This window comes from Kocuria sediminis (assembly GCF_009735315.1).
Classification (GTDB): domain Bacteria; phylum Actinomycetota; class Actinomycetes; order Actinomycetales; family Micrococcaceae; genus Kocuria; species Kocuria turfanensis.
Window position 1 is genome coordinate 22,477 of record NZ_WOGU01000019.1, and the last position, 23,146, is coordinate 45,622.

The 23,146-nt window shown below is 67.5% G+C and carries 21 protein-coding genes; 9 read left to right on the forward strand and 12 right to left on the reverse strand.

The genetic code is table 11. The features are described 5' to 3' along the window. Nucleotides 1–98 precede the first annotated feature (98 nt). The 6 genes from GMA12_RS16725 to GMA12_RS16750 all read right to left on the reverse strand — a co-directional run bounded on the left by GMA12_RS16725 (nt 99) and on the right by GMA12_RS16750 (nt 4,243). Nucleotides 99–1,607, reverse strand: coding sequence for a hypothetical protein (locus GMA12_RS16725; RefSeq protein ID WP_156270643.1), 1,509 nt, complete (start codon nt 1,605–1,607; stop codon nt 99–101). Then, nucleotides 1,607–1,900, reverse strand: coding sequence for a hypothetical protein (locus GMA12_RS16730; protein WP_156270644.1), 294 nt, complete (start codon nt 1,898–1,900; stop codon nt 1,607–1,609). Before GMA12_RS16730 ends, GMA12_RS16725 begins: the two co-directional genes overlap by 1 nt. 11 nt (nt 1,901–1,911) lie before the next feature. Next, entirely contained in the window at nt 1,912–2,685 is a 774-nt protein-coding gene (locus GMA12_RS16735) for an ABC transporter ATP-binding protein (RefSeq protein ID WP_156270645.1), read from the reverse strand. Between the two features lie 32 nt (nt 2,686–2,717). Further along, nucleotides 2,718–2,963 (reverse strand): hypothetical protein, encoded by a 246-nt coding sequence (locus tag GMA12_RS16740; RefSeq protein WP_156270646.1) that lies wholly within the window; start codon nt 2,961–2,963, stop codon nt 2,718–2,720. Nucleotides 2,964–3,433: 470 nt separating this feature from the next. Next, nucleotides 3,434–3,649 (reverse strand): hypothetical protein, encoded by a 216-nt coding sequence (locus GMA12_RS16745; RefSeq protein WP_156270647.1) that lies wholly within the window; start codon nt 3,647–3,649, stop codon nt 3,434–3,436. A 171-nt stretch (nt 3,650–3,820) separates the two neighbouring features. Next, nucleotides 3,821–4,243, reverse strand: a complete 423-nt coding sequence (locus GMA12_RS16750; protein ID WP_156270648.1) for a hypothetical protein — start codon at nt 4,241–4,243, stop codon at nt 3,821–3,823. Between the two features lie 394 nt (nt 4,244–4,637). Between GMA12_RS16750 and GMA12_RS16755 the strand changes: the two genes are divergently transcribed. Together GMA12_RS16755 and GMA12_RS16760 are read left to right on the forward strand one after the other, a co-directional pair. Further along, nucleotides 4,638–5,264, forward strand: a complete 627-nt coding sequence (locus GMA12_RS16755; protein WP_162459990.1) for an MBL fold metallo-hydrolase — start codon at nt 4,638–4,640, stop codon at nt 5,262–5,264. A 109-nt stretch (nt 5,265–5,373) separates the two neighbouring features. After that, nucleotides 5,374–5,715 carry a hypothetical protein gene (locus tag GMA12_RS16760; RefSeq protein ID WP_156270649.1) on the forward strand — a complete coding sequence of 114 codons (342 nt, stop codon included), beginning with the start codon at nt 5,374–5,376 and terminating at the stop codon, nt 5,713–5,715. Between the two features lie 335 nt (nt 5,716–6,050). On the opposite strand, the gene GMA12_RS16765 is transcribed toward GMA12_RS16760, so the two are convergent. Continuing rightward, a complete protein-coding gene (locus GMA12_RS16765; protein WP_162459991.1) occupies nt 6,051–6,431 on the reverse strand; it encodes a DUF1304 family protein in 381 nt (126 codons plus the stop codon). 484 nt (nt 6,432–6,915) lie between these two features. Here GMA12_RS16765 and GMA12_RS16770 point away from each other — a divergent pair, with 484 nt between their 5' ends. The 3 genes from GMA12_RS16770 to GMA12_RS16780 all read left to right on the forward strand — a co-directional run bounded on the left by GMA12_RS16770 (nt 6,916) and on the right by GMA12_RS16780 (nt 11,899). Beyond that, nucleotides 6,916–7,428: a GNAT family N-acetyltransferase gene (locus GMA12_RS16770; protein ID WP_206064728.1), complete on the forward strand. Its 513-nt coding sequence runs from the start codon at nt 6,916–6,918 to the stop codon at nt 7,426–7,428. Nucleotides 7,429–7,629: 201 nt separating this feature from the next. Continuing rightward, a complete protein-coding gene (locus GMA12_RS16775; protein ID WP_162459992.1) occupies nt 7,630–8,220 on the forward strand; it encodes a recombinase family protein in 591 nt (196 codons plus the stop codon). 310 nt (nt 8,221–8,530) lie between these two features. Further along, nucleotides 8,531–11,899, forward strand: coding sequence for an NACHT domain-containing protein (locus GMA12_RS16780; RefSeq protein WP_206064729.1), 3,369 nt, complete (start codon nt 8,531–8,533; stop codon nt 11,897–11,899). A gap of 199 nt (nt 11,900–12,098) precedes the next feature. On the opposite strand, the gene GMA12_RS16785 is transcribed toward GMA12_RS16780, so the two are convergent. From GMA12_RS16785 to GMA12_RS16795, 3 genes are all read right to left on the reverse strand, one after another. After that, a complete protein-coding gene (locus GMA12_RS16785; RefSeq protein ID WP_370831954.1) occupies nt 12,099–13,235 on the reverse strand; it encodes a glycerate kinase in 1,137 nt (378 codons plus the stop codon). Nucleotides 13,236–13,263: 28 nt separating this feature from the next. Then, nucleotides 13,264–14,343: a tartrate dehydrogenase gene (locus GMA12_RS16790; protein WP_156270653.1), complete on the reverse strand. Its 1,080-nt coding sequence runs from the start codon at nt 14,341–14,343 to the stop codon at nt 13,264–13,266. Nucleotides 14,344–14,431: 88 nt separating this feature from the next. Continuing rightward, entirely contained in the window at nt 14,432–15,355 is a 924-nt protein-coding gene (locus tag GMA12_RS16795) for a LysR family transcriptional regulator (protein WP_156270654.1), read from the reverse strand. Between the two features lie 156 nt (nt 15,356–15,511). Here GMA12_RS16795 and GMA12_RS16800 point away from each other — a divergent pair, with 156 nt between their 5' ends. After that, complete coding sequence (locus GMA12_RS16800; protein WP_162459994.1) at nt 15,512–16,948, forward strand: GntP family permease; 1,437 nt, start codon at nt 15,512–15,514, stop codon at nt 16,946–16,948. Nucleotides 16,949–17,397: 449 nt separating this feature from the next. Here the strand turns inward: GMA12_RS16800 and GMA12_RS16805 are convergent, their stop codons facing one another. Continuing rightward, nucleotides 17,398–18,426: a LacI family DNA-binding transcriptional regulator gene (locus tag GMA12_RS16805; protein ID WP_156270656.1), complete on the reverse strand. Its 1,029-nt coding sequence runs from the start codon at nt 18,424–18,426 to the stop codon at nt 17,398–17,400. Between the two features lie 129 nt (nt 18,427–18,555). Here GMA12_RS16805 and GMA12_RS16810 point away from each other — a divergent pair, with 129 nt between their 5' ends. The 3 genes from GMA12_RS16810 (at nt 18,556) to GMA12_RS16820 (ending at nt 22,225) form a co-directional block, all read left to right on the forward strand. Then, the gene (locus tag GMA12_RS16810) at nt 18,556–19,599 is read left to right on the forward strand and encodes a Gfo/Idh/MocA family oxidoreductase (RefSeq protein WP_156270657.1); all 1,044 of its coding nucleotides are present in this window, start codon (nt 18,556–18,558) and stop codon (nt 19,597–19,599) included. Nucleotides 19,600–20,033: 434 nt separating this feature from the next. Next, nucleotides 20,034–20,927, forward strand: a complete 894-nt coding sequence (locus GMA12_RS16815; protein WP_156270658.1) for a TIM barrel protein — start codon at nt 20,034–20,036, stop codon at nt 20,925–20,927. Between the two features lie 468 nt (nt 20,928–21,395). After that, nucleotides 21,396–22,225, forward strand: a protein-coding gene (locus tag GMA12_RS16820; protein WP_162459995.1) for an IS5 family transposase whose coding sequence is annotated in 2 segments (ribosomal slippage) — nt 21,396–21,747 and nt 21,747–22,225 — 831 coding nt in all. Because the reading frame shifts where the segments join, the coding sequence is not laid out codon by codon here. An 87-nt stretch (nt 22,226–22,312) separates the two neighbouring features. On the opposite strand, the gene GMA12_RS16825 is transcribed toward GMA12_RS16820, so the two are convergent. After that, on the reverse strand, nt 22,313–23,146 hold an 834-nt coding region (locus tag GMA12_RS16825; protein ID WP_240898922.1), incomplete at its 5' end, for a pyruvate kinase.

Consider the following 23,146-nt stretch of genomic DNA (forward strand, 5'->3'; position numbering starts at 1 on the left):
GGGCGGGGGCAGCGAGCCCCAGCGCCGAATATGCCCAGTTCCCGGCAGTGTCCGGGAGGCCGCGGGCGGGCCGTACCCTGATGGCCGCGGTGGACTGCTCAGGCATCCTCGGAGACCCGTTCGGCGAGTCGGGCCATGAGCACTCCCAGCATCGCCGCTACCAGCACCGTGGCGGTGATCTCCCCGAGGTGGGCGAGATCGCCGAAGGCCGAGCCGATCCTTGGGCCGGCCCAGGCCACGGCGGTGGACGTCAGCGCGTACAGCAGGAATACGGTGAAGCCGGTGGCGCTGCTGCCCAGAGGTTGTTCCCGGCTGAAGGGGACGAGGATGCCGCCGATCATGGCCGCCTCCCACAGGAGAATGGCGTTGCCGGCCAGGGTGGGCCACTGCTGGACCTCGAGAAGGTCCGCGGCGAAGAGGGCGCTGATGAACACCGCCGTCACGATCAGGGCGATCGTCGCCGAGCTGAGCAGCTTGGGCAGCACCCAGGCCGTCGGCCGCGCCGTCAGGTGGCGCGGCAACCAGTGGGTTGCTGCGGTCGCCCCGTAGGACTGCATGCCCAGGGCCAGAGGAGCAACGGCCAAACCCGGTGCCACCACAGGAGTGATGAAGCCGACCTCCGGGTGCTGAGCCAGCAGGACCAGGCCCCCCAGGGACAGCATGAGCAAGAGGACGAGCACGACGAACTGGTGCGTCCGCAGCAGCTGCAGAGCATCGACGTACGCGGCGGCGAGCACTCGCTTCGAGGGCACCGGCGCGTTGGCCAGCAGGCGCAGGGTCGCGTCGTGCTGGTTGTCGATGTCGGTCCGGGCGACGAGGAGGATGAGAAGCAGCGGTATGAGCGCCCATAGCGCCCCGATCAGCACGTCCGGCCACGACACGTTGGTGCCGGTCCACAACGGGACCAGAGCCCGGCTCCAGACGCGGTGCGGTGCCAGGTCCCGTAGGCCCCGGGCGTGCTCTTCCAAGGTGCTGGGCAAGGGCAGGACGTCCGTGCCGACGAGCAGGAGGCCGAGCCCGAAACAGGATGCTCCGGCGAAGGTCGACGCGTAGTACCGAGGCAGCCGCAGCCATCGTCGGAAGAGGTATCCCAACCCTTGGAAAACGGCCAGGATCAGCACTTGAGAGCAGGTCATGAACAGCAGCAGCGCTGCAGTTCCCAGCGCAGCACCGGTGTCTCCGCCGTTGCTCGCGCGCCAGAGTTCGGCGATCGATGGAATCACCAAGCTCACGGCCAGAACATAGGACAGGGTCAGGACCGGGGCCTGCAGACCCACAAAAGCAGCCGGCCGGGACACCGGGAGCATGTCCAGCACGGTGGCGAGGGCATTGCGCGGCGGGGCCAGCATGGCGAACAGCGCGGTCAGGAAGCTCACCGTCAGAAATGCCCCACCCAGGATGAAGGAGAGCATTCCGGCCGTGAGCCCCAGCTCTTGGGCCGGTCCGGAGCCACCCGAGAGCACGGCGAGCAGCACCCCGAAGGTGAAGGCTGTGACCGTCGCCGTCACCGCCAGCGTCTTGACCGTCGACACGGTCAGACGCAACTGAGCGGCCGTCTCCCGCGCCCAGGCGACGAACGCCGTCTGAGCCACGGTGACGGCGTCCATCAGTGCGAGCCCTCGGCCCCGAGCGGGTCCTCACGCTTTCGAGCGGTCAGCGCGGCGCTCAGCAGCGCGCACACGCCCACCACGACGAGCAGTCCGATCGCGTTCGGCTGGAATTCCACAGCGAATGCGCCGTTCTCGGTCCCTGCCCACGCGGAGAACAGCCCGGGCAGGGACGCGGAGCTGCCGTTGGCCAGCGCCACAGCCGCCGTGGCCACGCAGAGCAGGAAGGCGACCGCGACGCCGCCGACCACGCCTGTCAGTGCTGCTCCCATGACCGCAGAGGTCTTCTTCATGACAGTTCTCCCTAGTGATTCGTGGCGCCCAGTGCCGCGTGCAGCTGCTTTCGGCGTTGGGCTTGGAGCTGATCGAGATGGGTGGCATGGAGGAAGACGTCCTCCAAGGTGGCGAGATCCCCGAAGGACTCTCGCAAGGACCGTGGGCTGCCCAGGGCCGCTTGTTCTCCCTGGTGGAGGATCAGCACCCGATCGCAGTCCTGCTCGGCCCGCAGCATGTCGTGGGTGGCTATCAGGACAGACCCGCCGGCGGCGGCGAACACGGTCAGCAGCTCACGCAGCACTGCTGCGGCTTCCGGGTCGAGTCCCCGGAAGGGCTCGTCCAGCACCAGGAGCTTCGGGGAGTGCATCACGGCCACGATCAGCTGCAACTTGCGTTTCATGCCGTGCGAGTAGTCGCTGATCGAGCGGCTCAGTGCCTTGGTGAGGCCCAGCACGTCGCCCAGCTCCGCCGCCGTGTACTGGTCGTCACGGCGGCGGAGCCGGTGGTGGAACTGCAGATACTCCCACCCCGTCAGCGACATGGGCAGCGGCAGGTCATCGGGGGCGAACCCGATCCAGCGTCGGGACTCCTTGTCCCGGATGTCGACACCGTGGATTTCCACCAGCCCTCGACTGGGCGCCAAGAGCCCGGTGAGCATGTGAAGGGTGGTGGACTTGCCCGAACCGTTCGGGCCGAGAAGACCGAAAATCTCCCCCGGTGACAGGCCGAACGAGAGTTCTCGTACGGCCTGGAAGGTGCCGTAGTCCTTGCCGATACCTTCGGCTCTACAGACGTAACGCATGGGTTCCACAGTGCTGCCTGCCGATAGGGGACTTATCTCTTGCAGTAGAGCTTCCAGGTGCCACCGGAGTTCCAGGACGGCATGTCCATGGCCGGCCACATGCCCTTCCGCTGACAGTAGATGAACCAGGCGGTGATCAGTCCCAGGGCGATGACAACGGCGATCGGGATGACGATCAACGCCCAGACGACGTCGTTCTGACGCCTGACGAGCACGTCCTCGGCACGGTGCCGCAGCAGGATGGGAGTGGTAAGGAGCAGGACCGACAGCTGATTCATGATGACCTCCGAATGTCACATGAGGCGAAGAAAGGGCGAGGGGGACGCCCCACACGAAACGTAGCTTCTGCAAATTTTGACACGGTTTAGGTCCATGAGAGTCGATGTTTATTACGACCGGGTCGGCCCTCCCGTGCAGATCACGCCACACTCGGAGTCGGTAGACGCGAAGCGGGAGCGATTGCCATGTCCCTCGCGCCGCGGGCCGGGGACAGCCAGTGTCCACCGTTGCGGGGACGTCGATGGAAGTCCTGCCATGTCGTCTTGAGCTGCCTGTCCCGCAGTATTCACCTCAGGCTCGCCGCGCCGACGACTGTCGCACGACATGTGGGGGCACACCGGTCACCTCGTAGTCCGGTGGGATGAGCAGAACGGTCGGCGACGGGCGAATACTGCGCAGATGCGACGTCGTTGACAGCGTGCATCCCTGGGAAAGGGACCGTCTCGGACTCGTCGGGCTGTTGCAGGGGTCAGTCGGTGAGGAGTTCCTCCGCGGCTTGGTCGAGCAGCAGACGATCGGGGGCCGGTAGGTGCAGAGCCAGGTGGACGTAGGCGTCGACTTCCAGTTGGCGGGCGTTGCCGCCCAGACTGAAGTAGTGCCACCACAGCTGAGGCACCGACACCCCGGCTCCCACCAGGGTGTCGTGCAGCAGGCGGGCTTGCTGGGCAACGAGGGCGTCGAGCACGGGGGACTCCTTCAACGTCGAGGCCCGACGAGGAGCCTGCGTGGTGAAGAGGAGCGGCGGGCTGCTTCACCGCCTCCTGTGGGTCCCAACGGTAGTTTCCACCGCGAGCAGGTGCACGCCAGGTGCGTTCCATGGCCATCGTTACCAGCGGCGTGTCCGGTCGGGGCTGGATCAGCCGCGCACGTCTGAGGTCTCGTTCTGCAGATCGTCGAGCAGCCACTCGGAGAGCTGACCGGCCGGGATCACGACCGTGCCGGCCCGAAGGTGCTGCACTGCCTGCGGGGTCGAAGGCGCCTCGATGGCCTCGGCCTCGTAGACGGCCAGTGCTGCGGTGTAGCCGGCGGCCAGCTCGACGGCCCAGGCCCGGTGTGCGGTGTAGCCCGGGTGGCCGGGGTCGGGGCTGCGCAGATCCAACCACCGCGCCGCCTGGGGAGCTGCCTCGCTGGTGGGGATCAGACGCTGGTGCAGTTCCCAGGTCACGTCGGCCCAACGACCGGCCGGGGTGTCCACCATGGGGTAGTAGGTGGCGATCCAGTGGAGGGGGGAGTGGGGGCGCAACTCGACGGCCAGGGCCCCGGCGGCGGAGGGGGTCATGAGCAATTCCTGTTCAGGGATCAAGGGGGTGGCGGCCTGGGGCTAGACCGTGCCGTCGAGCTGCAGGGAGCTCGACGGTGATGTTCCAGAGTAGGCGCCAAGCCGATAACTATCGAAGCAAGCTGAGCAGTATGACGACGAGCCGTCCCTCGAGGCACGGGATGCGGGACGTCTCGTCCGAAGAACTCGGTGTCCTGTCATCCTTCAAAGCCCACTGCACGGTCAGGACTGTGAGGCCGGGGCTGAGCGGTCGACTTCGGTTCGTCCGTGTTTCCGGGCTCCTGTGCATGACCGGTGGTCTTGTCGGGTCACACCCTGGTGCAGCCTTGAAGGCAGAGCGCCGGCGGCTCATCCTTTCAACCAAGGAGTGCGCCTTCGGCGAGTGAGGTGTTCCGTGTTGGAGCTTGCCCCGGGGGTGAGCCAGCTGGCTGACTTTCCCCGGAATCAGATCAACGTCTACGTGGTGGAAAACATCCTGGTGGACGCCGGCACCCTCGCCGCTCGAGGACGTGTCCTGCGCCAAGTCACCGGCCGTGACCTGCAGGCGAACCTCATCACCCACGGCCACCCTGATCACTTCGGGTCCTCCCGTGCCGTGTGCACCAGGCTGGGCATCCCGCTCTGGGCCGGCGTGGCGGACCGCGAGGCCATCGAGACTGCGATTCCGGCAACGGGGGAGGGCCGGCTGGCTCGACTGATGGGCAAGTTCCCGTTGGCACCAGGCCACCCGGTCACCCGCGTGCTGCACGAAGGGGACGAGGTCGCAGGATTCACCGTGCTCGAAGTCCCGGGGCACTCACCGGGGCACATCGCCCTGTGGCGCGAATGGGACGCCGTGCTGCTGTGCGGGGACGTCTTCTTCAACATCCGACGGCCGTCCCAGCCACCGGGCTTTCTGACCTGGAAGCCGGACGTCAACCGCCAATCCATGCGCAGACTGGCAGACCTGCGTCCCCGGCTCGTGCTCTTCGGTCATGGCAAGCCCGAAAGATACGGGCCCTTAGAACGTATGCCCATCTGAGGTCCGGGACTTGACCCTGCGCACTCCGGGCCTGGGACAAGTGCTTGATGGTCCGGTGATGTCAGGAGCCCTGACAGTGTCAGGGTTCCCTGACACCCCGGAGGTGGGCGTGCTCGAGCACGATGGACAGCAGGGCGTGACGGCCCCGCACGCGGCGCGGGTGCTGGGGGCCGCCCTGGCCGATCAGTCCGTGCCGGTGGATGACCGTGACGGGGCGGCGGTGGCTCAGTTCCTGCGCATGGCGGCCGATGCCTGGGCGACTGCGAAGACCGAGGAGAGCACCGACCGCGCTTTGGAGCGGATGAGGTTGCTGCGCCTGCTCGAGCGCGGGGCCGGCGTGGCGCTGCACGATGCCGTGGAGGACGCCCGCGGAAGCGGGGCCTCGTGGGCCGGCGTCGGCTGGGCGTTGAACGCCTCCCGGCAGAGTGCCTATGAGCGCTTCACCGGCTGACACTGCGCCTGGTCACGGCTTCTCGACGGGAGAGACCGCGTCGTAGAAGCTTTCGATGCATTGGCGGGTCTTGCAGTTGCAGGGGGTGCGGGGCGTCCTGGTGCAAGACATCCAGGGGAGCGAATGCCGGCGGGCCGACGCGCGCAGCGGCCGGCGGCTGCTCGGCATGATCCTTTTCTGGGCGGGTGAGCTGCCCTCGTGGAGATCGCCGGCCGATCAAGACCATCATCAGCTGCACCGGTCACCGTGCTCACCGGTGCGCGCTATCGGCGCAGCGCGATCGGAGCGGCCCGCCCCGTTCTGCTGAGACCGTGCTCCAAGCGCTCCTTGCATTGTCAACCCCACGCGAGATAGGCCAGAACAGCCGTCAGCGGTGGTATTCCTTCCATCAGGGCGTTGCGCCACAGGCGCCGCTCCACGAAGGGGAACAGGATGGCCAGCACGATGTGGCTGGTGCACCCGAAGAGCACCAAGGCGCGGCCGGCCCCGATCGACCCGACATTCAGCAGGAGCAGTCCCGCGGCGATCCCGGCGGCGAAGCACAGGTTGTAGAGGCCGATGAAAATCACCCACAGCCGCACGGCCGGCACGTCTTGGGGGCGGATGAGGGTGAAGGAGTACGTGCGCGGATCCCGGTGGAAGAAAACCTCCAGCACGAAGGCGAAGACCAGCCCCGCTACCGTGACCCCGGCAGCGACCTGACTGAGCAGGTTCATCGACATCACCCCGATTCCTACAGGAAGACGAGGGGTTGCGCACCCATCGGTCCCCGCCGGTGCCGACCAGCGATCGGATGGGATGCTGCCTCCAGTGTGCGCCTGCTGAGGCGGCTCTGCCCACCATGACGGGCGATGCTGATGGTGCGGACGAGGCAGCCGCCGGATGCCGCCCCAGGACCATGGCCCGCCCGACGGCGCGGCCCTCCAGCCCTGGCGGCGGTACCGTTCCACCAGCTGCTGGACCGATGCCCTTACGGCGCGGTCCGCCGGTCCGCACCGGCAGCAGCGGCCTTAACACTCGCCCCGGACCGAAGACGATGAGGAAGCCGCAGGAGGGTGGTACGACAGTCCCGGCTTCATGCCGCACCGGGACGGCTTGAAGCTTCACCGGCGGGCTCACCGCAGCCCGATCGTCGCTGGTGAGGTCATACTGCTGCTCGACGTCACCAGTCCGAGCCCCTGTTCGGGAGAGGGCCGACCCATGGACTCCACGGTCACGGTCCGCCCCGCACGGCCCGAGGACGCCGCTGCCATGGCGACAATGCACATGCGCTCATGGCAGGAGGCGTACCGCGGGGTGATGCCCGACCGTGTGCTGGATGATCCGGGACTCATTGAGGCCCGCGAACGGTTCTGGACCACGGCCTTGGTCGATGAGCGTCACCGCGCGAAGCGCATCGCGGTGGCTGAACGCGATGGCGCGGTGATCGGGGTCGCGATGGCGGGCCCGCCGGAGAACCCAGAATCCGGGTGGAGCCAGCAGCTCTATGTGCTGTACGTGCTCGCGGCCGAGCACGGAACCGGTGTCGGGGTGGCACTGTTGGACGCTGTCGTGAACCCCCACGAGACGGTGGTGCTGTGGGTCGCCGATCCCCATCCACGGGCGCAGGCCTTCTATCGGAAGCACGGCTTCCTTCCGGACGGCACGTCGCAGGTGGAGGGCGGTGTGCGAGAAATCCGCATGATGCGGGTCACTCCCGATCCCACCGATTGACCCAGACGAAGACGTCCTCCATGTCGCAACCGCCGCTGACCACCTCTACGCCTGTACTAGAAAGCAAGGGATGCGAGACGTCTCGTCCGGGAAATTTGCACCCGCATGATTCCGCGGTTCGGCCTGTCTCGCATCCTTGTGCTTTTTCTGTACCCCTAGAATCGGATACTCAACGTTGGTTGCGAGACAGATGGGGTGGACGTGGGGAAGCTGATCGGATACGCCAGGGTGTCGACGCGGCAACAGGACGCAGATCGTCAAGTGTCTGACCTCTTGGCCGCCGGCGTGCGGCGTGACGACGTCTATGTCGACAGTGGAGTGTCTGGAGGGCGTGCATCGCGTCCGGCCTTCGACAGGGCCGTGGCCGCGCTCGAGGAGGGCGACACGTTGGTCATCACCACGTTGGACCGTCTGGGGCGGTCGACGCAGAACATGCTGGCCTTCGCCGAGGCGCTGCGGGGCAGAGGTGCCGGGTTGCGGGTGCTGAACCTGGGTGGGGGAGACGTGGACACCGCGACCCCGATGGGCTCGATGGTCTTCACCGTCATGGCCGCCCTGGCGCAGATGGAACTGGAGATCAAGCGGGAGCGGATCAGCGACTCGGTCGCCAAACGCCGGGCGGCCGGAAAGGACCTCGGGGGGCGGCGCCAGACCTTCACCGACTCCCAGATCCGTAATGCGCTGCGGCTGATCGACGGCGGAGAGCCGGCGACCCAGGTCGCCCGCGACCTCGGCATGTCCAGGGCGACCCTCTACCGGCGGATCCGAGAGCTCCCGACCACCACCGCATGAACGGGTAACGGGCTTCTTCGAGGGGTGTGTGCCGGGGATGGCGCCGAGGCGGCGAAACCTTGCATCGCCGTACAGGATGGCTTGGGGTTCGGACATGCAGGTGATCAAGCGGGCATGATGTCTGTGAATGCCACTGCGGGAAAGGCAGGTGTCGATGTCACGATCGAGCAAGTTAGCGGGGTCCTTGGCCACGGTGGCGATCGCGGCGCTGGGTGGTCCGCTAGTCATGGGTCGCGCTGCTTTGTCAGAAGTGGTCAAGTACGCCCAAGGGCGGTACGAGGAGGATGACCAACCACGGCAGGTGCGCAAAGTGGTTACTGAAGCCATCACGATGTGGGCGCGCAGCGAACGCTTCACCGATGAGGAGCTCGAGCTCGGGTTGACGCTGGCGACCGTGACGGTTGCGCAGTTTGGGCTCTCCAACGAAGTACTCGCCGAACTGAGGTTCGATCCGAGGCAGGCAGCTAACAAGGTCATGGCCTCGGCGAGGAAGAAGGACCGGTACTGGGGGACGGAAAAGCACTATGAGGTCGCCGCCCGCAGCATTGCGGTGACCTACGAGGCGTTGATCAAGCAGCTGCAGGCCAACCACGACGTGTTGATTCCCGTGTTCCAGGCGCTGCGCGATCGCATCGATGCCCACGCGGCGGCAGCCCAGGACATGGCGGGAATCATTCATCTTCAGCTTAGCGATTTGGTCGAGTCCCTCGTGGCACCGAGCACCGTATCGGAGGTGATGTCCTACCTGCGCACGAGGATCGCCGATTGGAACGTGTCCGTCTGGCACCACGACAGGCAGGCGGCGGCGTTGGAAAGGCACCTGAGGGTGCGTGAGCAGGCGAATCCGGCCACAGGCGGAGATTATCTGACAGCCGAGGAGGCGCTGGCACACCAGCAGATGTTGGTGGTGCTGGGCGGACCCGGTGCGGGCAAGACCTGGCTAGCCCGCCGTTATGCCCGCCAGGCGGCGCAGACAGCGTTGTCCCAGCTGGAAGACGGGGCCGGCCTAGATGAGGTGGAGCTGCCGTTGCTGACCACCTGGGAGCAGTGGGTCAAAGCGCAAAGTGGCTCACCGCGGGAGTCGCTGGTGGAGGCATCGTTCGCCTCTAGCCTGGGGCACAGTGATCCCGGCGACGGCGACATCGCTGGTCGGCTTCGCCGGGCGTTTCTGCGCCCTCAGGCCCGGGTGCTGTTGGTGGTGGACTCCTTGGACGAGGCCGCTGACCAAACCGCCCAGGCTCCCCGGCTGCATGTGCTCCGTGGGCTGCCGGGAGGCTGGCGGGTCGTGGTGACCAGTCGTCCGGCTGCCTGGGACGCCACCTACCGTGGCGACTCAGTATCAGCTTCCACGCCGCGGGTGGTGACGCTGTGTGACCTCACCTACCCCGATGACGTGCAGACCTTCATCCGCGACTGGTTCGTCGAAGCGGCAGATCCCACTCGTGGCGAGGCGCTAATCCGAGAGATCCGCGGCCGTGCTGAATTGGCCCGGGTTGCGGTCGTGCCGTTGATGTTGACGTTCTACTGCCTACTGGCCGAGGACCCAAAAGCAGGGGCCGAGCCTCTGCCGGCTCGGCGCCGAAAGCTCTACGACCGTCTGGCGCGGCGATTGCTTCTGGGTAGGTGGACCGCTGATCACCCCGGACTCGACGCGGCCCCCGACTGGGGCTACTGCGAGGAACTCCTTAGGAACTGGGCGTGGCAGGCGGTCTGCGATCGCACCAATGACGTCGAGTTGGGCGTGTGGGAAGACAGCTTCACCCCGTCCACCACGGTGCGCAAGGCTGAGCGCCGCGCCATTGACCATATGGTGCCGAAGACAGCCGCGGATGGCGAAGGAAACATCACCCGCCGCTTCGTGCACCGAACATTCCTGGAACACTTCGTCGCCGAGCACATCGCCACCCTGGATGCCAGCGAAGCAGCAGGCCTGCTGCTCCCGCACCTGTGGTTCGATCCAGACTGGAAGGTCGCAGCCCCCGCAGCGATCGTCGCCCACAACCAGCAGCAACAAGGAACCCTCTTCCAACATCTGCTGGATCGGGTTGCCCAGCCTGCGCCGGACCCGGCCAGACAAGAGGCGCGCAACCAGATCGACCAGCTCCTCCTGGCCATTGCCCAGGAATCCGAAGCCGACGAGTGGAGCCCAGAACACCAGAACGTGCTCCACGAGTGCCGTACGAGCAACGCAATTAGGGCTCCTGACCTAGTGACAAGATCCGCCCACTGGACGCGCTCCAACCCAGATGCCCGCACCATGGTGCTACAGGCCGTGCCCACCGCCGATCCGTGGGGTGTTGCAGACCTGGTGGAGGTCTTGGTGGGGCTGGGGATCACTCAGGAGGAGCGGGCGCAGGCCCGCAGCGTGGTGCTGCAAGCCCTGCCCACCACTGATCTGTGGGGCGCCCTACGCTTGGTGGAGGTCTTGGTGGGGCTGGGGCCCATCGAGGAGGAGCGAGCTCAGGCCCGCAAGGTGGTACTGCAGGTCCTGCCCACCGCCGAGCCGGGGGGCGTCGCAGACCTGGTGGGGGTCTTGGTGGAGCTGAGGCCCATCGAGGAGGAACGGACCCAGGCCAGCACCGTGGTGCTACAGGCCCTGCCCAACGCCGAGCCATGGGCCATCGCTGACCTGGTGAAGGCGTTGGTGGGGCTGGGGATCACTGAAGAGGAACTGGCCGAGGAACGCAGAGTAGTGCTGCAAGCCCTGACCACCGCCGAGCCGTGGGTCGTCCTACGCCTGGTGGAGGTCTTAATGGGGCTGGGGCCCATCGAGGAGGAGCAGGCTCAGGCCCGCAGCGTGATGCTGCAGGCCCTGCCCACCGCCCAGCCGGGGGTCGTCGTAGAACTGTTGAAGATGTTGGTGGGGCGGGGGCTTACTGAGGAGGAGCGGGCTCAGGCCCGCAGTGCGGTGCTGCAGGTCCTGCCCACCGCCAATCCGTGGGGTGTTGCAGACCTGGTGGAGGTCTTGGTGGGGTGGTTGGGGATCACTGAGGAGGAGCGGGCTCAGGCCCGCGGTGTGGTGCTGCAAGTTCTGCCCATCGCCGCGGGGGGCCTCGAACGCCTGGGGGAGGTGTTGGTGGGGCTGGGACCCACCGAGGAAGAGCAGGCTCAGGCTCGCAGCGTGGTGCTGCAGGTCCTGCCCACCTCCGAGCCGGGGGGCGTCGCAGGCCTGGTGGGGGTCTTGGTGGGGCTGGGGATCACTGAGGAGGAGCAGGCTCAGGCCCGCAGTGTGGTGCTGCAGGTCCTGCCTACCGCCGAACCATGGGCCATCGCAGACCTGGTGAAGGCGTTGGTGGGGCTGGTAATCACTGAGGAGGAACGGGCTCAGGCCCGCAGTGTGGTGCTGCAGGTCCTGCCCACTGCCGAGCCGTGGGTCATCGGACGCCTGGTGGAGTTCTTGGTGGAGTTGGGGATCACTGATGAGGAGCGGGCTCAGGCCCGCAGTGTGGTGTTGCAGGTCCTGCCCACAGCCGAGCCGGGGGGCATCGTAGACCTGGTGAAGGCGTTGGTGGGGCTGGTAATCACTCAGGAGGAGCGGGCTCAGGCCCGCAGTGTGGTGTTGCAGGTCCTGCCCACTGCCGAGCCGGGGGACATCCCAACCCTGGTGGGGGCGTTGAGAGCCGTTTCGTCAGTTGAGTCTTGGCTGATGTGGCTGAGTGGCGGTCAAGCCAGCAAGTAAAGTGCTCGCTTCAGCAACCTTGGGGCTCGGCACCCCCAGGGTCACTGCAACGGGACTGCCGCACCAATAGGTGTCACCGATCGGTGCGGCAGTCCCATCGCCGCTCCGCTTTACATATGGCCCGGTTAGCGGCAGTCGAGATGGCGGATGCCAGGTAGCCCGGCACTGGAAGTGCCGGGCCACCTGTGCGTCGGTGTGCCTATAAGGCGTGTGCGGTTTCTGTGCTGCTTGGGACCGGCGCCAGGGTGCGGGCGATGGTCCGACCGGTCTCGCGCAGCAGGGCCGCTGACAGCTCAGGGTCGCTGGCGCTGTCGGCCTCGGTCATGGCGCTGAGTGCGTGGACCTGCTTGATGCCGTGGATGGGTAGGTTGTCCACCCCCAGGGCGTTGTGCCCGACGACGGCGATCACCGGGACCGGAGTGGCACGGCGGGCCATCACCAGGGGCAGCTTGCCGGCCAGGGTCTGGGTGTCGAGCTTGCCTTCCCCGGTGATTACCAGGTCGCACCCGGCTACCTCGGTATCGAAGTCGAGCAGGTCCAGGAAGAATCCGGCTCCGGACACCATCCGGGCCCCCATCAGCATGGCGGCCCAGCCGAGGCCGCCGGCGGCACCGGCCCCGGGGACACCAGCAGCCGCCTCGGCCGGCCAGCCCGCTTCCCACAAGCGCCGGAGCAGCGCCCCCAGCCCGGATTCCAGTACCTCGACGTCGTCGGGGGTGGCGCCCTTCTGCGGGCCGTAGACGGCCGCTGCCCCGTTAGGGCCCAACAACGGGTTGTCCACGTCGATGGCCGCGATCAGCTCCACGCCTTCCAGGTCGACCATTCTGGTGAGGTCCACGTCGGCGATCCGGTCCAGCGTGGCCCCGGTGGGCGTGAACGGCCGCCCGGACCGGTCGGTGAAGACTGCCCCGAGGGCGCTCAGCATCCCGGCTCCACCGTCGGTGGTGGCGCTGCCGCCCAGGGCCAGCACGATCCGGGCCGGGCGGTGTTCCAGGGCTGCCCGGATGGCCTGGCCGAACCCGATGCTGCTGGACTCCCGGGGGGCCAGACGGCCGGCGGGCAGCATCTGCAGCCCGGCGGTGGTGGCGACCTCCACCACGGCGGTGGTGCCGTCGAAGGCGATCGTGGTGGTGGCTGGGTGCCCGGTGGGGCCGGTGACCGGCACGGTCACCGGCCGGTACCCGGTGCCCAGGGCGGCGGCGACGCTCCCGTCGCCCCCGTCGGCCAGCGGTAGTACCCGAACCTCGATCCCCGGATCTGACTCGTGCAGGCCTTCGGCTAGATGCTGGGCGACCTGCCCGGCGGTGAGCGAGCCCTTGAACTTGTCCGGGGCCACCAACACCGCCGGGCGACGGCCGGTGGGCTCAGACGACACTGTGGGCGCCCACCCGTGAGAGGACCTCGCGGGTGAACTCCGCCGTGGTGGCCGTACCGCCCAGGTCACGGGTGCGCACGGAGGTTTCGGCCAGTACCCCGAAGGCCGCCTGAAGCACCTCGGCCCCGGCCTCGGGGTGGCCGAGGTGGTCGAGCATCATCGAGGCGCACCAGATCGCTCCCAGCGGGTTGGCCACCCCCTGCCCTGCGATATCCGGGGCGGAGCCGTGGACGGGCTCGAACATCGAGGGGAACTCCCGCTCCGGGTTGAGGTTGGCCGCCGGGGCGGTGCCGATGCTGCCGGCGATGGCCGCTGCCAGATCCGAGAGGATGTCGCCGAAAAGGTTAGAGCCCACGATGACGTCGAAGCGGGCCGGGTCGAGGACAACCTTGGCGGCCAGGGCGTCGATGTGCTCCTGGTCCCAGCGCACGCCCGGATGGTGAGCGGAGCGCTCGGCCACCAGCTGGTCCCAGAAGGGCATGGTGTGCACGATGCCGTTGGACTTCGTCGCCGAGGTCAGCACCCCGCGGCGCTGTCCGGCCAGGTCGAAGGCGTAGTCCAGCACCCGGGTGACCCCGGCACGGGTGAACACGGCCTCCTGCACGGCCATCTCCTCGGGGAACCCGCGGTTGAGCCGGCCGCCGATCTCGGAGTACTCACCCTCGACGTTCTCCCGCACGACGACAAAGTCCACGCCATCCTTGAGGATCTCCGGGCGCAGCGGGCTGGGCACCCCGTCGAGGACCTTGATCGGGCGCAGGTTGATGTACTGGCGGAAGTCGCGGCGGATCGGGATGAGCAACCCCCACAGGGAGACGTGGTCGGGGACCCCGGGCCAGCCCACGGCCCCGAGGAGGATGGAGTCGTGGTGACGGATCTGCTCCAGGCCGTCGGCGGGCATCATGGCGCCTTCGGCAAGGTAGCGCTGGCAGGACCAGTCGAACTCGTCGTAGGAGAACTGGAGGCCGTGTCGGGCGCCCACGGCGTCCAGGACAGCGCAGGCCGGGGGCAGCACCTCGGTGCCGATGCCGTCTCCGGGGATGAGGGCGATGCGATAGGTGGTAGTCATGACATCCATCACACCCGCCAGCCGGGGATAGCGTCCAAGACCTAAACCATGGATCTCTGATAGGCGTCGGTTATCAGGCGTGGACGGGTTAGTCGGCGGAGATCGGGGCGGTGGTGGCGCTGTTGAGGAACGCCTGGGCGGCGGGGCTAAGGGGTCCGGGGCGGTGCACCAGATTCACGGCCAGGGCCTCGGGGATCTCCAAGTCCCGGACCGTCAGCCCGGCCGCCTCGGCCAGGCCCCGCCAGGGCTCGGCCACCACAGCCACTCCCACCCCGGCCAGCACCAGCGGCAGCAGGGCCTCACGGTGCTCGATCTCCACCACCGCCGCGCTGCCGCCCGCCTTGGCCAACACCAGCTCGGCCGCCCGGCGCATGCCCGTGCCCACCTGCCCGACGATCAGCCGAGCCCCGGCCAGATCTTGCGGGCGCACCGGGCCGGATCCGGTCGGTAGGTCACCGGCTCCTCGGGCGACGCAGACGTAGTGCTGGGTCTGGAGAGGGTGGACGGTGAGCTCCGTCAGCTCAGCATCCACGGGCACCGTCGTGGGGTGCGCAATCAGGCCCAGTTCCGCATCTCCGACCCGCAGGGCGGTGGTGACGTCGTCGGTGGTGGCCGCCGCCCGCACGCTTACGTGCACCCCGGGATAGCGCTGCTGGAACCGGCCCACCAGCGGGGCCAGCGGACTCACCGCCTGGGAGGGCATGCAACTGACCACCACCCGCCCGGAGCGCAGCCCGTCCACGGCGTCGACCACTGACCGGGCCAGTTCCACCCCGTGCATCACCTCCCGGGCGGCCGGGATCAGAGCCTCCCCGGCCGGGGTGAGCACCAGTCGCCGGCCTACCCGGTGGAACAGGGAAGCGTCCAGGTCCTTCTCCAGGCCCCGAATGGCCTGGGAGATGGAGGGCTGGGCCACGAACAGCGCCTCCGCGGCTCGATGCACCCCGCCCTCGTCCACCACGGCCAGGAAGTAGCGCAACTGCCGCAGATCCACCTCGGGGTCCTCCTCCATTGAGCCCTTTTGATAAGGACTGCCTATCACCAAGCCACATTGTAGGACTTGGACGCGCTCGATTGTGGTGTGGCTCACTCGATGTATCTGACCATTCAGGCCCCTGGTGCGACCCCCCACCCACCCGGGATCGACGACGATTCTGGAGGCGACTCTGTGAGTGCCACACTGTTGTTGACGGCGATCGCCATTATCGGCATCGTCCTCATGATCACCGCCCTGCGCGTTCCACCTGTCTTCGCCCTGCTCGTGGGCACCTTCTTCCTCGGCCTGACCACCATCGGCCCCGGAGACACCCCCGAAGCCGTCGCTGGCGGCTTCGGGGAGGTGATGGCCGAGATCGGCCTGCTGGTGAGTTTCGGCGTCATCATGGGGGCGCTGATCACCAAGACCGGCGCCCTGCAGGGCCTCATCGAGACCTTGATGCGCACCTTCGGCGCCAAGCGTCTGCCCTACATCTTCAGCGTCTCGCTCAGTTCCGTGTTCACCTCCATCTACTCCGACGTGGTGCTGGTGCTCACCGCCCCGATGGCCAAGCGCATCGCGCCCCAGCTGGGCCCGCGCGGTATCGCCCTGATGGGTGGGGCCCTGACCGCCGGCATCGAGGTCGGCCTGGTCTTCGTCGTCCCCGGGGTCGCCGCTTTGGCCGTGGCCGGGCTGCTCGGTGTGCCCCTGGGCCAGATGTTCATCTGGGGGATCGTGATCGGGCTGCCCACCGCCGTGGTCACCATGTTCCTGTTCAGTCTTCTGGCCAAGCGGGCCTTGAAGTGGAGCCCGGACAAGGACGAACTGATCGCCGAGATCGGCGATGCCGGCCAGTCCCGCACCGAGGAGACCGACGGTCCCGGTGCCGCGCGCCCGCACGGCCACCACGACCACAACACCGAGTACGCAACCGAGGCCCACACCCAGATCGAGGTCCTCGAAGCCGAGACCGCCCCCACCACGAAGCTGCCGCTGCTGCTGGCCCTGGCCCCGGTGGTCATCACCCTCACCCTGGTCGCCTCCGGCGCCCTGCTGGGAGCCCTGGGCATCGAGCAGACCGCCTTGGGGTTCATCACCGACCCCGTCTTCGCAATGTTCCTCGGCGCGGGCTCCTCCTACCTGCTGGCCCGCACCGTCGCCCCGAGGGCCGAGGTCGACAAGGAGGTCGCCGACAGCCTGGTCACCTGCGGACCAATCCTGGTGCTCTCCGGGGTCTCAGGCTCCCTGGGCGCGATCATCGACCAGTCCGGGCTGGCCGACATCCTTTCGGGCTACTTCACCTCCAGCTTCCTGCCCCCGCTGCTGCTGGTGTGGCTGATCGCCGCGGTGCTGCACATCGCCCTGGGCTCGATCTCCATCTCGGCGATCACCGCCGCCGGCATCCTCGCCCCCATCGCCGGCAGCCTCGGGGTCGACCCCGTGCTGGTGGCCCTGGCCGCCGGCTCCGGGGCCCTGTTCCTGCCGCATGTGAGCAGCAACTTCTTCTGGATGTTCAAGGAGATGCTGGGCCTGTCCACCCGCGGCACCTTCAAGACCCACACCGTGGCCATGAGCTTGGCCTCGATCGTCTCCCTGGTCCTCATCCTGGGTTTGAGCGTCGTGCTCTAATCCCGCCGACCACACGCAAGGGCGGGTCCTGCCACCAGGCAGGACCCGCTCCTTCTCATGTCACAGAGTCAACCATGACGCTCCTGGAGGAGACGGGGACCCCCACACCCCGATGGGGTCCATGGGCTTCACAGTCATGGCCGCTCCGGCGCAGATGGATCCGCAGACCACGCGGGAACGGATCACTGACTCGGTGGCCACACCCCGGCGCAACCTTGTGCGGGTGCGGTTCTGGACTGCCATGGCCGCCGCCGATGCCCGTTACAACTCCGACCTTGTTCCCGCTCTGTAGTAGGAGATCCTCCCCACTCGACCGGTGCGGATTCGCACCGACGCCATGTCTCTGCTGATCACCCAAGGCAGGAGTTGAGTCGGCGATCCTGGTGCGGGAGGGTTTTCTTGCGGCCGCACTGAAGCCAGCTGCTGCGCCGGAGGCCACGTGCGTGCTGTCAGCGTGACGTGGGAGGCGATGCGGTGCTGCGCCGATGCTGAAGGACGGGCACGAGTAACTGGTTGGTCGGTTGGGCAGGTCCGGGGGCCAACCGGTCGAGCAGCAGATCAGCCGCCTTCTCTCCGGCGGCACGGCTGGCATTGTCCACGCTGGTCAGGCTGATCCGCCGCAGACGGGTCACAGGGATGTTGTCGTAGCCCGCCACCGAGAGATCCCCGGGCACGGACAGTCCCCGCTCCTCAGCCGCAGACAGCACACCAAGGGCAGTCATGTCGTTGACGCCGAACACCGCGGTGGGACGGTCCTCATCGACCAGCAGCTGAAGACCGGCGCGGTAGCCGCCCTCCTCAGTCAAATCGCCCTCGACGCATCGAATCCATTCATCCAAACCGGCCGCGCGCATGGCTTGCTCGTAGCCCCGCCCACGGGCCGAGCCCACGGCAGTACGACCAGCGCTGACATGGGCGATCCTGTGGTGGCCCAGACCCACCAAATGCTCCACGACGAGGACGGCGCCGGCCACGTCGTCATTGGTCACCACCGTGACCGACGGATGGGGACCTGTGGGGGCGCCCAGCGCGACCGTGGGCACCTGCCGCACGGCCTCCCGGAGGACAGGGCTGTCGGGCATGGTCCCCACGAGCACCAGGCCCTCAATGTTCATCTCTAGCAGCTTGGGCACCAGCGAACCGGGACCGCGGCTGTCCAGACGGAAATCACCCAGCAGCATTTGCAACCCGTTCGCGGCCAGCCGAGCGTTGAGGCCCTCCACCGCGGGCACGAACCACGGGTTGCGCAGGTCGTGCAGGACGACACCGACGACGCGACTGCGAGACTCGACCAGGGCCCGGGCGGCGGCGTTCGGCCGGTATCCCAGCTCTTGGACGGACTTCTCGACGGCGGCGCGCTTGTCCGCGCTGACATAGCCGGTTCCGCGCAGCACCAGTGACACCACCGACTTGGACACCCCCGCGTGGGCGGCCACGTCAACGATCGTGACGGCACGACGCCGCGATGGCACGACCATGAAGACCCTCCTCGATACGAGCGGCATTGACGTGCTTTACGTCACCCCTCTACTGTAACCATCAGATATGGGAACGTTCCAATATTAGGTTCCGCGAGAAACCGAGTTCGTACGCAGCAGAGGAGCATCATGAAGGACATCACTCTTGGCCTGGTGGGGGTCGGGCGCATCGGCGCCATGCACGCCACCAACCTCACCGCCCTCAATGAAATGTTGCATGGGCGTGACTTCAACGTGCGGCTCAAGCTCACGGACATGGCAACCGAGCACGCGCAGCGGGTGGCGCAGCAGCTGGGGGCCGAGTACCTGCCCTCGGTGGAGGAACTGCTCGCCTCAGGGCTGGACGGGCTCGTGGTCGCCACCGGCACCGCCACCCATCCCGCCCTGATCCGGGCCGGGGTGGACGCAGGGATCCCCGTGTTCTGCGAGAAGCCCGTGGCCCTGGACGTGGCTGATTCGCTGCCGGTACTCGAGTACATCCACAACCAGGGCGGCACGGTGCAGATCGGCCACCAGCGCCGCTTCGACGCCGGCTACCTGCGGGCCAAGGAGGCCTACGCGGCCGGGGAGTTGGGTTGGATCCACTCCCTGCGGGCGGTCACCTGCGACATGACCCCGCCGCCGGTAGAGTTCCTGGCCTCCTCCGGCGGGCTGTTCCGCGACTGCTCCGTGCACGACTTCGACATCCTGCGCTGGCTCACCGGGCGCGAAATTGTGGAGGTCTACGCCAAAGGCTCCAACAACGGCGACCCCGCCATCGGGGTGGTCGGCGACGTCGACACGGCCCTGGCCGTGGTCACCTTCGACGACGGCACCGTCGGCACCGTCTCCGCCAGCCGTTACAACGGCGCCGGCCACGACGTACGCCTGGAGATCCAGGGCTCGGCCGCGTCCCTGGCCGTGGGCCTCGATGAGAAGACCGCCGTGCGCTCCGCCGAACCCGGTGTGGACTTTCCCTCCGGGCTCCCGCACCAAACCTTCGCCGAACGCTTCGACGCGGCCTACCGCGCCGAGATGGTGGCCTTCGTCGAGCTGATCCTCGGAAAACGCCCCAACCCCTGCCCGCCCGAGGACGCCGTGGCCGCCGCCCGCGTGGCCGACGCCGCCCAGGAATCCCTGACCACCGGCGCCCCAGTACGGGTGCCACATGCCCCCGTCCACCCTGCCCTGTGACGATTGCAGCACCACCGGAAGACCAGACGGGCGGCCAACCCTGCCCCACCGGCTACCCCTCGCGTTCTCGAAAGTGTGCAAGGCCAAGAACCGGAGCCGCCCACAGCCACCACGGCGTTGGAAGCCGCTATGTGCACCGTCATCCCGAGCCTGGGTGACACGGCGGAATGTCCGGACCACCGAAAGAACGGCCCCACGCTTCGCCGGAGAGGACGAGGGCTGACAACGTCAAGGCGCAGTCTCCTTTTTACGGGGCAGGCTCCTGCAGCCGAGGAGTCTCCCCCGAGCAATGGATGCAGCCACACAGGCCTCCCGCGTCCCGTCAGTCCCAACGGCGACTGTTGTAGAAACGGACAGATCTAAGCCGATATGGCCGAGTTCCAAGCACGCACTGCCGGCAGTAAAACAGACATCACCGCAAAGGAGATCCTTAGATGGCAACCATTACCGACCGCCTGGCTGCTGCCCCCATCTCATGGGGGGTGTGCGAGGCCGAGGGCTGGGGTCACCAATTGAGCCCTCAACGGGTGCTGGGCGAGATGGCGGAACTGGGCATCCGCGCCACCGAGTTAGGGCCCCTGGGTTTCCTGCCCGTGGATCCGCAAGACCGCCTCCAGGCGCTGGAGCACTACGGTTTGAAAGCCGTCGGCGGTTTCCTGCCGGTAGTTCTCCACGATCAGCATCACGACCCCATGCCAGCCGTTGAGGCTGAGCTGCAGGCATTCGAAGTCACCGGAGCGCAGGTGTTGGTGCTTTCGGCCGACACCGGAGCCGTCTCCTACGACCAGAAGCAGCAAATGGACGACCAGCAGTGGGCCGTCCTCGGAGATAACCTGCACAAGATCGCAACAAAATCCGCTGACCGGGGGATCACTGCTGTACTGCACCCTCACGTGGGCACCATGATCGAGTCTGCCGCCGCGGTGGAACGCCTGCTCGAGGAAACGTCCGTTGACCTCTGCCTTGACACTGGGCACCTACTTATCGGTGGTACGAACCCCCTGGGGCTGGTACGCCAGCACGCGCCCCGCGTCGGGCACGTTCACCTCAAAGACGTCGATGCCCAGCTCGCCGCGCAAGTAAGGCGCGGCGAGCTCGAGTTCACCACCGGCGTCCGGCAAGGAATGTTTGTTCCCTTAGGGGCCGGCGACTGCGGCATCCCCGAGATCATCGCCGAACTGGAGGCCAGTGATTACCGGGGGTGGTACGTCCTAGAGCAGGACACCATGCTTTCCGGACCACCTCACGGGCCGGGACCGATGGCCGACGTCCGCGCCTCGGCGAAGTTCCTCCAAGCACTGCTACACACCAGCGTGAGCTCCCACTAACCTGTCCTCGCTGGCGTTCCAAAGAGATGCCGGGGCCGCGCGCTGATGCGCTGGAGCGGGGGATACTCGTGCTCATGGCCGGGGCCGAGAGGGCCATCTACGAACGCGGGGAGTCCCGGATGACTAGCCACGGGTGCACGCGGACCCCCTACCGGACGGACCCAGCAACCAATCCGTGGCGACCACGGATGTTGAGCAGGGGAGAAGAAACCAGCATCAGGCGATGCCACGGTAGCCGCGCCCCGTCAAGGGAGGGACACCCCGGTCAGCATGGTGTGTCGTGTTATTGCGCTATTACGACATCGCCGGGTTGGCCGTCCAGGCCCGTGTGCGAGCTGAGCTGTTGGTGGTCCTTGGCGCAGCTCGATGAGTAGGAGTATGCCGACCATGGGGTTACATAAGAAGTGGTTTCAATAGTTATGGCTGAGGCGTTGAGTAGGCTCGGCCGGGCCCGTGATCATGACTGCCATGGCGAGTCAGACGGCTTCCGGGCGACTACTCAGCGACCAGCTGTGGGAGCTACTGGCGCCCTTGATCCCACCGCCTCCGCCGGCGAAGAACGGGCGCACCGGGCGGCCGCGGGTCGATGACCGGGCCGCCCTGGAGGGCATCTTGTTCGTGGCCGAGCACGGCATCGCCTGGAAGAAGCTGCCCACCGAGCTGGGCTACGGTTCAGGGATCACCTGCTGGCGCCGGCTGCGGGCCTGGCAGGAGGCCGGGGTGTGGGAGAAGCTCCACCACGCCGTCCTGGAGAAGCTCGGGCAGGACGGGGCCCTCGACTGGTCAAGAGCCTCCCTGGACTCGGTAAGCGTCCGGGCCAAAAGGGGGGCGAGCTGACCGGGCCCAACCCCACAGACCGCGGCAAACTCGGCACGAAGTACCACCTGCTGGTCACCGCCGACGGGCTGCCGCTGGCGGTGGCGATCACCGGAGCCAACCGGCACGACTCCATGCTGGTCGAGCCGATCCTCGACGGGCTGACCCCGGTCAAGTGCCCAGGGCCGGGACGACCACGGCGGCGACCGGTCAAGCTGCACGCGGACAAGGCCTACGACAACAAGAGGGTGCGCCGCTACCTGCGCCGACGCGGGCTCACCGCCCGCATCGCCCGGATCGGGGTGGACTCCAGCGGACGACTCGGGCGGCACCGCTGGGTCGTGGAACGGACTATCTCCTGGCTGCTGGCCTTCCGCCGTCTGGCCATCCGCTACGACCGCAGCACCACCACCATCACCGCCGTGGCGACCTTGGCCATCACCGTCATCTGCGCCCGGCGGCTGCCTCGGAAGAACTATTGAAACCATCTCTAAGTCCGGTTAGCTAACGGTCTGTGTTGCAGTAATGGTTCCCTCCGCGGACATCTCTTTCACGTTTCGTGGTGGGTGTTATTGGATTGGTTCGGCTTCGCGCCACGGTCCCACGCGCTCACGCCGCCGCTGGCCGCTGAGCAGCTCGCCGGCGTCCTTGACGTCGCCCACCCGGTGCACCTTCACGAGGTTGGTGGTGCCGGCGACCCCGGGGGGCGAGCCGGCGCAGATCACCACGAGGTCGTCCTCCCCGGCCAGGCCCTGCTCCTGCAGGTGCAGGTCCACCTGGCGGGTCATGTCGTCGGTGTGGTCGACCTTCGCGACCTGGATCGGCTGCACGCCCCACAGCAGGGACATCAGGGCGGTGACCAGCGGCTCGGGGGTGAAGGCCAGGATCGGGTGGGCCGGGCGCAGCCGGGAGAGCCGGCGGGCGGAGTCCCCGGACTGGGTGAAGGTGCAGATGTAGCTGACGTCGAGCTGGCGGGCGATGGTGACCGCCGCGCGGGTCACCGCGCCGCCGCGGGTGCGCGGCTCGGTGCCCAGCGCCGGGACGCGCTCGAGCGCCTGGGACTCGGTGGCCTCGATGATCCGGGCCATGGTCTGGATGGTCTCGATCGGGTACTTGCCCACCGAGGTCTCCCCGGAGAGCATCACGGCGTCCGCGCCGTCGAGCACCGCGTTGGCGCAGTCGGAGGCCTCCGCGCGGGTGGGGCGCGGGCTGTCGATCATCGACTCGAGCACCTGGGTGGCGACGATCACGGGCTTGGCCCAGCGGCGGGCGAGCTCGATGGCCCGCTTCTGCACGATCGGCACCTGCTCCAGCGGCAGCTCCACGCCGAGGTCGCCGCGGGCGACCATGATGCCGTCGAACGCGTCGATGATCTCGTGCAGGGAGTCCACCGCCTGGGGCTT

What these genes read in the sequence shown, in the direction of transcription:
- GMA12_RS16735 (WP_156270645.1), bottom strand. Translation starts at nt 2,685, where the DNA reads ATGCGTTACGTCTGTAGAGCCGAAGGTATCGGCAAGGACTACGGCACC.
- GMA12_RS16790 (WP_156270653.1), bottom strand. Translation starts at nt 14,343, where the DNA reads ATGACTACCACCTATCGCATCGCCCTCATCCCCGGAGACGGCATCGGC.
- GMA12_RS16765 (WP_162459991.1), bottom strand. Translation starts at nt 6,431, where the DNA reads ATGAACCTGCTCAGTCAGGTCGCTGCCGGGGTCACGGTAGCGGGGCTG.
- GMA12_RS16770 (WP_206064728.1), top strand. Translation starts at nt 6,916, where the DNA reads ATGGACTCCACGGTCACGGTCCGCCCCGCACGGCCCGAGGACGCCGCT.
- GMA12_RS16795 (WP_156270654.1), bottom strand. Translation starts at nt 15,355, where the DNA reads ATGGAGGAGGACCCCGAGGTGGATCTGCGGCAGTTGCGCTACTTCCTG.
- GMA12_RS16750 (WP_156270648.1), bottom strand. Translation starts at nt 4,243, where the DNA reads ATGACCCCCTCCGCCGCCGGGGCCCTGGCCGTCGAGTTGCGCCCCCAC.
- GMA12_RS16810 (WP_156270657.1), top strand. Translation starts at nt 18,556, where the DNA reads ATGAAGGACATCACTCTTGGCCTGGTGGGGGTCGGGCGCATCGGCGCC.
- GMA12_RS16730 (WP_156270644.1), bottom strand. Translation starts at nt 1,900, where the DNA reads ATGAAGAAGACCTCTGCGGTCATGGGAGCAGCACTGACAGGCGTGGTC.
- GMA12_RS16740 (WP_156270646.1), bottom strand. Translation starts at nt 2,963, where the DNA reads ATGAATCAGCTGTCGGTCCTGCTCCTTACCACTCCCATCCTGCTGCGG.
- GMA12_RS16725 (WP_156270643.1), bottom strand. Translation starts at nt 1,607, where the DNA reads ATGGACGCCGTCACCGTGGCTCAGACGGCGTTCGTCGCCTGGGCGCGG.
- GMA12_RS16805 (WP_156270656.1), bottom strand. Translation starts at nt 18,426, where the DNA reads ATGGTCGTGCCATCGCGGCGTCGTGCCGTCACGATCGTTGACGTGGCC.
- GMA12_RS16815 (WP_156270658.1), top strand. Translation starts at nt 20,034, where the DNA reads ATGGCAACCATTACCGACCGCCTGGCTGCTGCCCCCATCTCATGGGGG.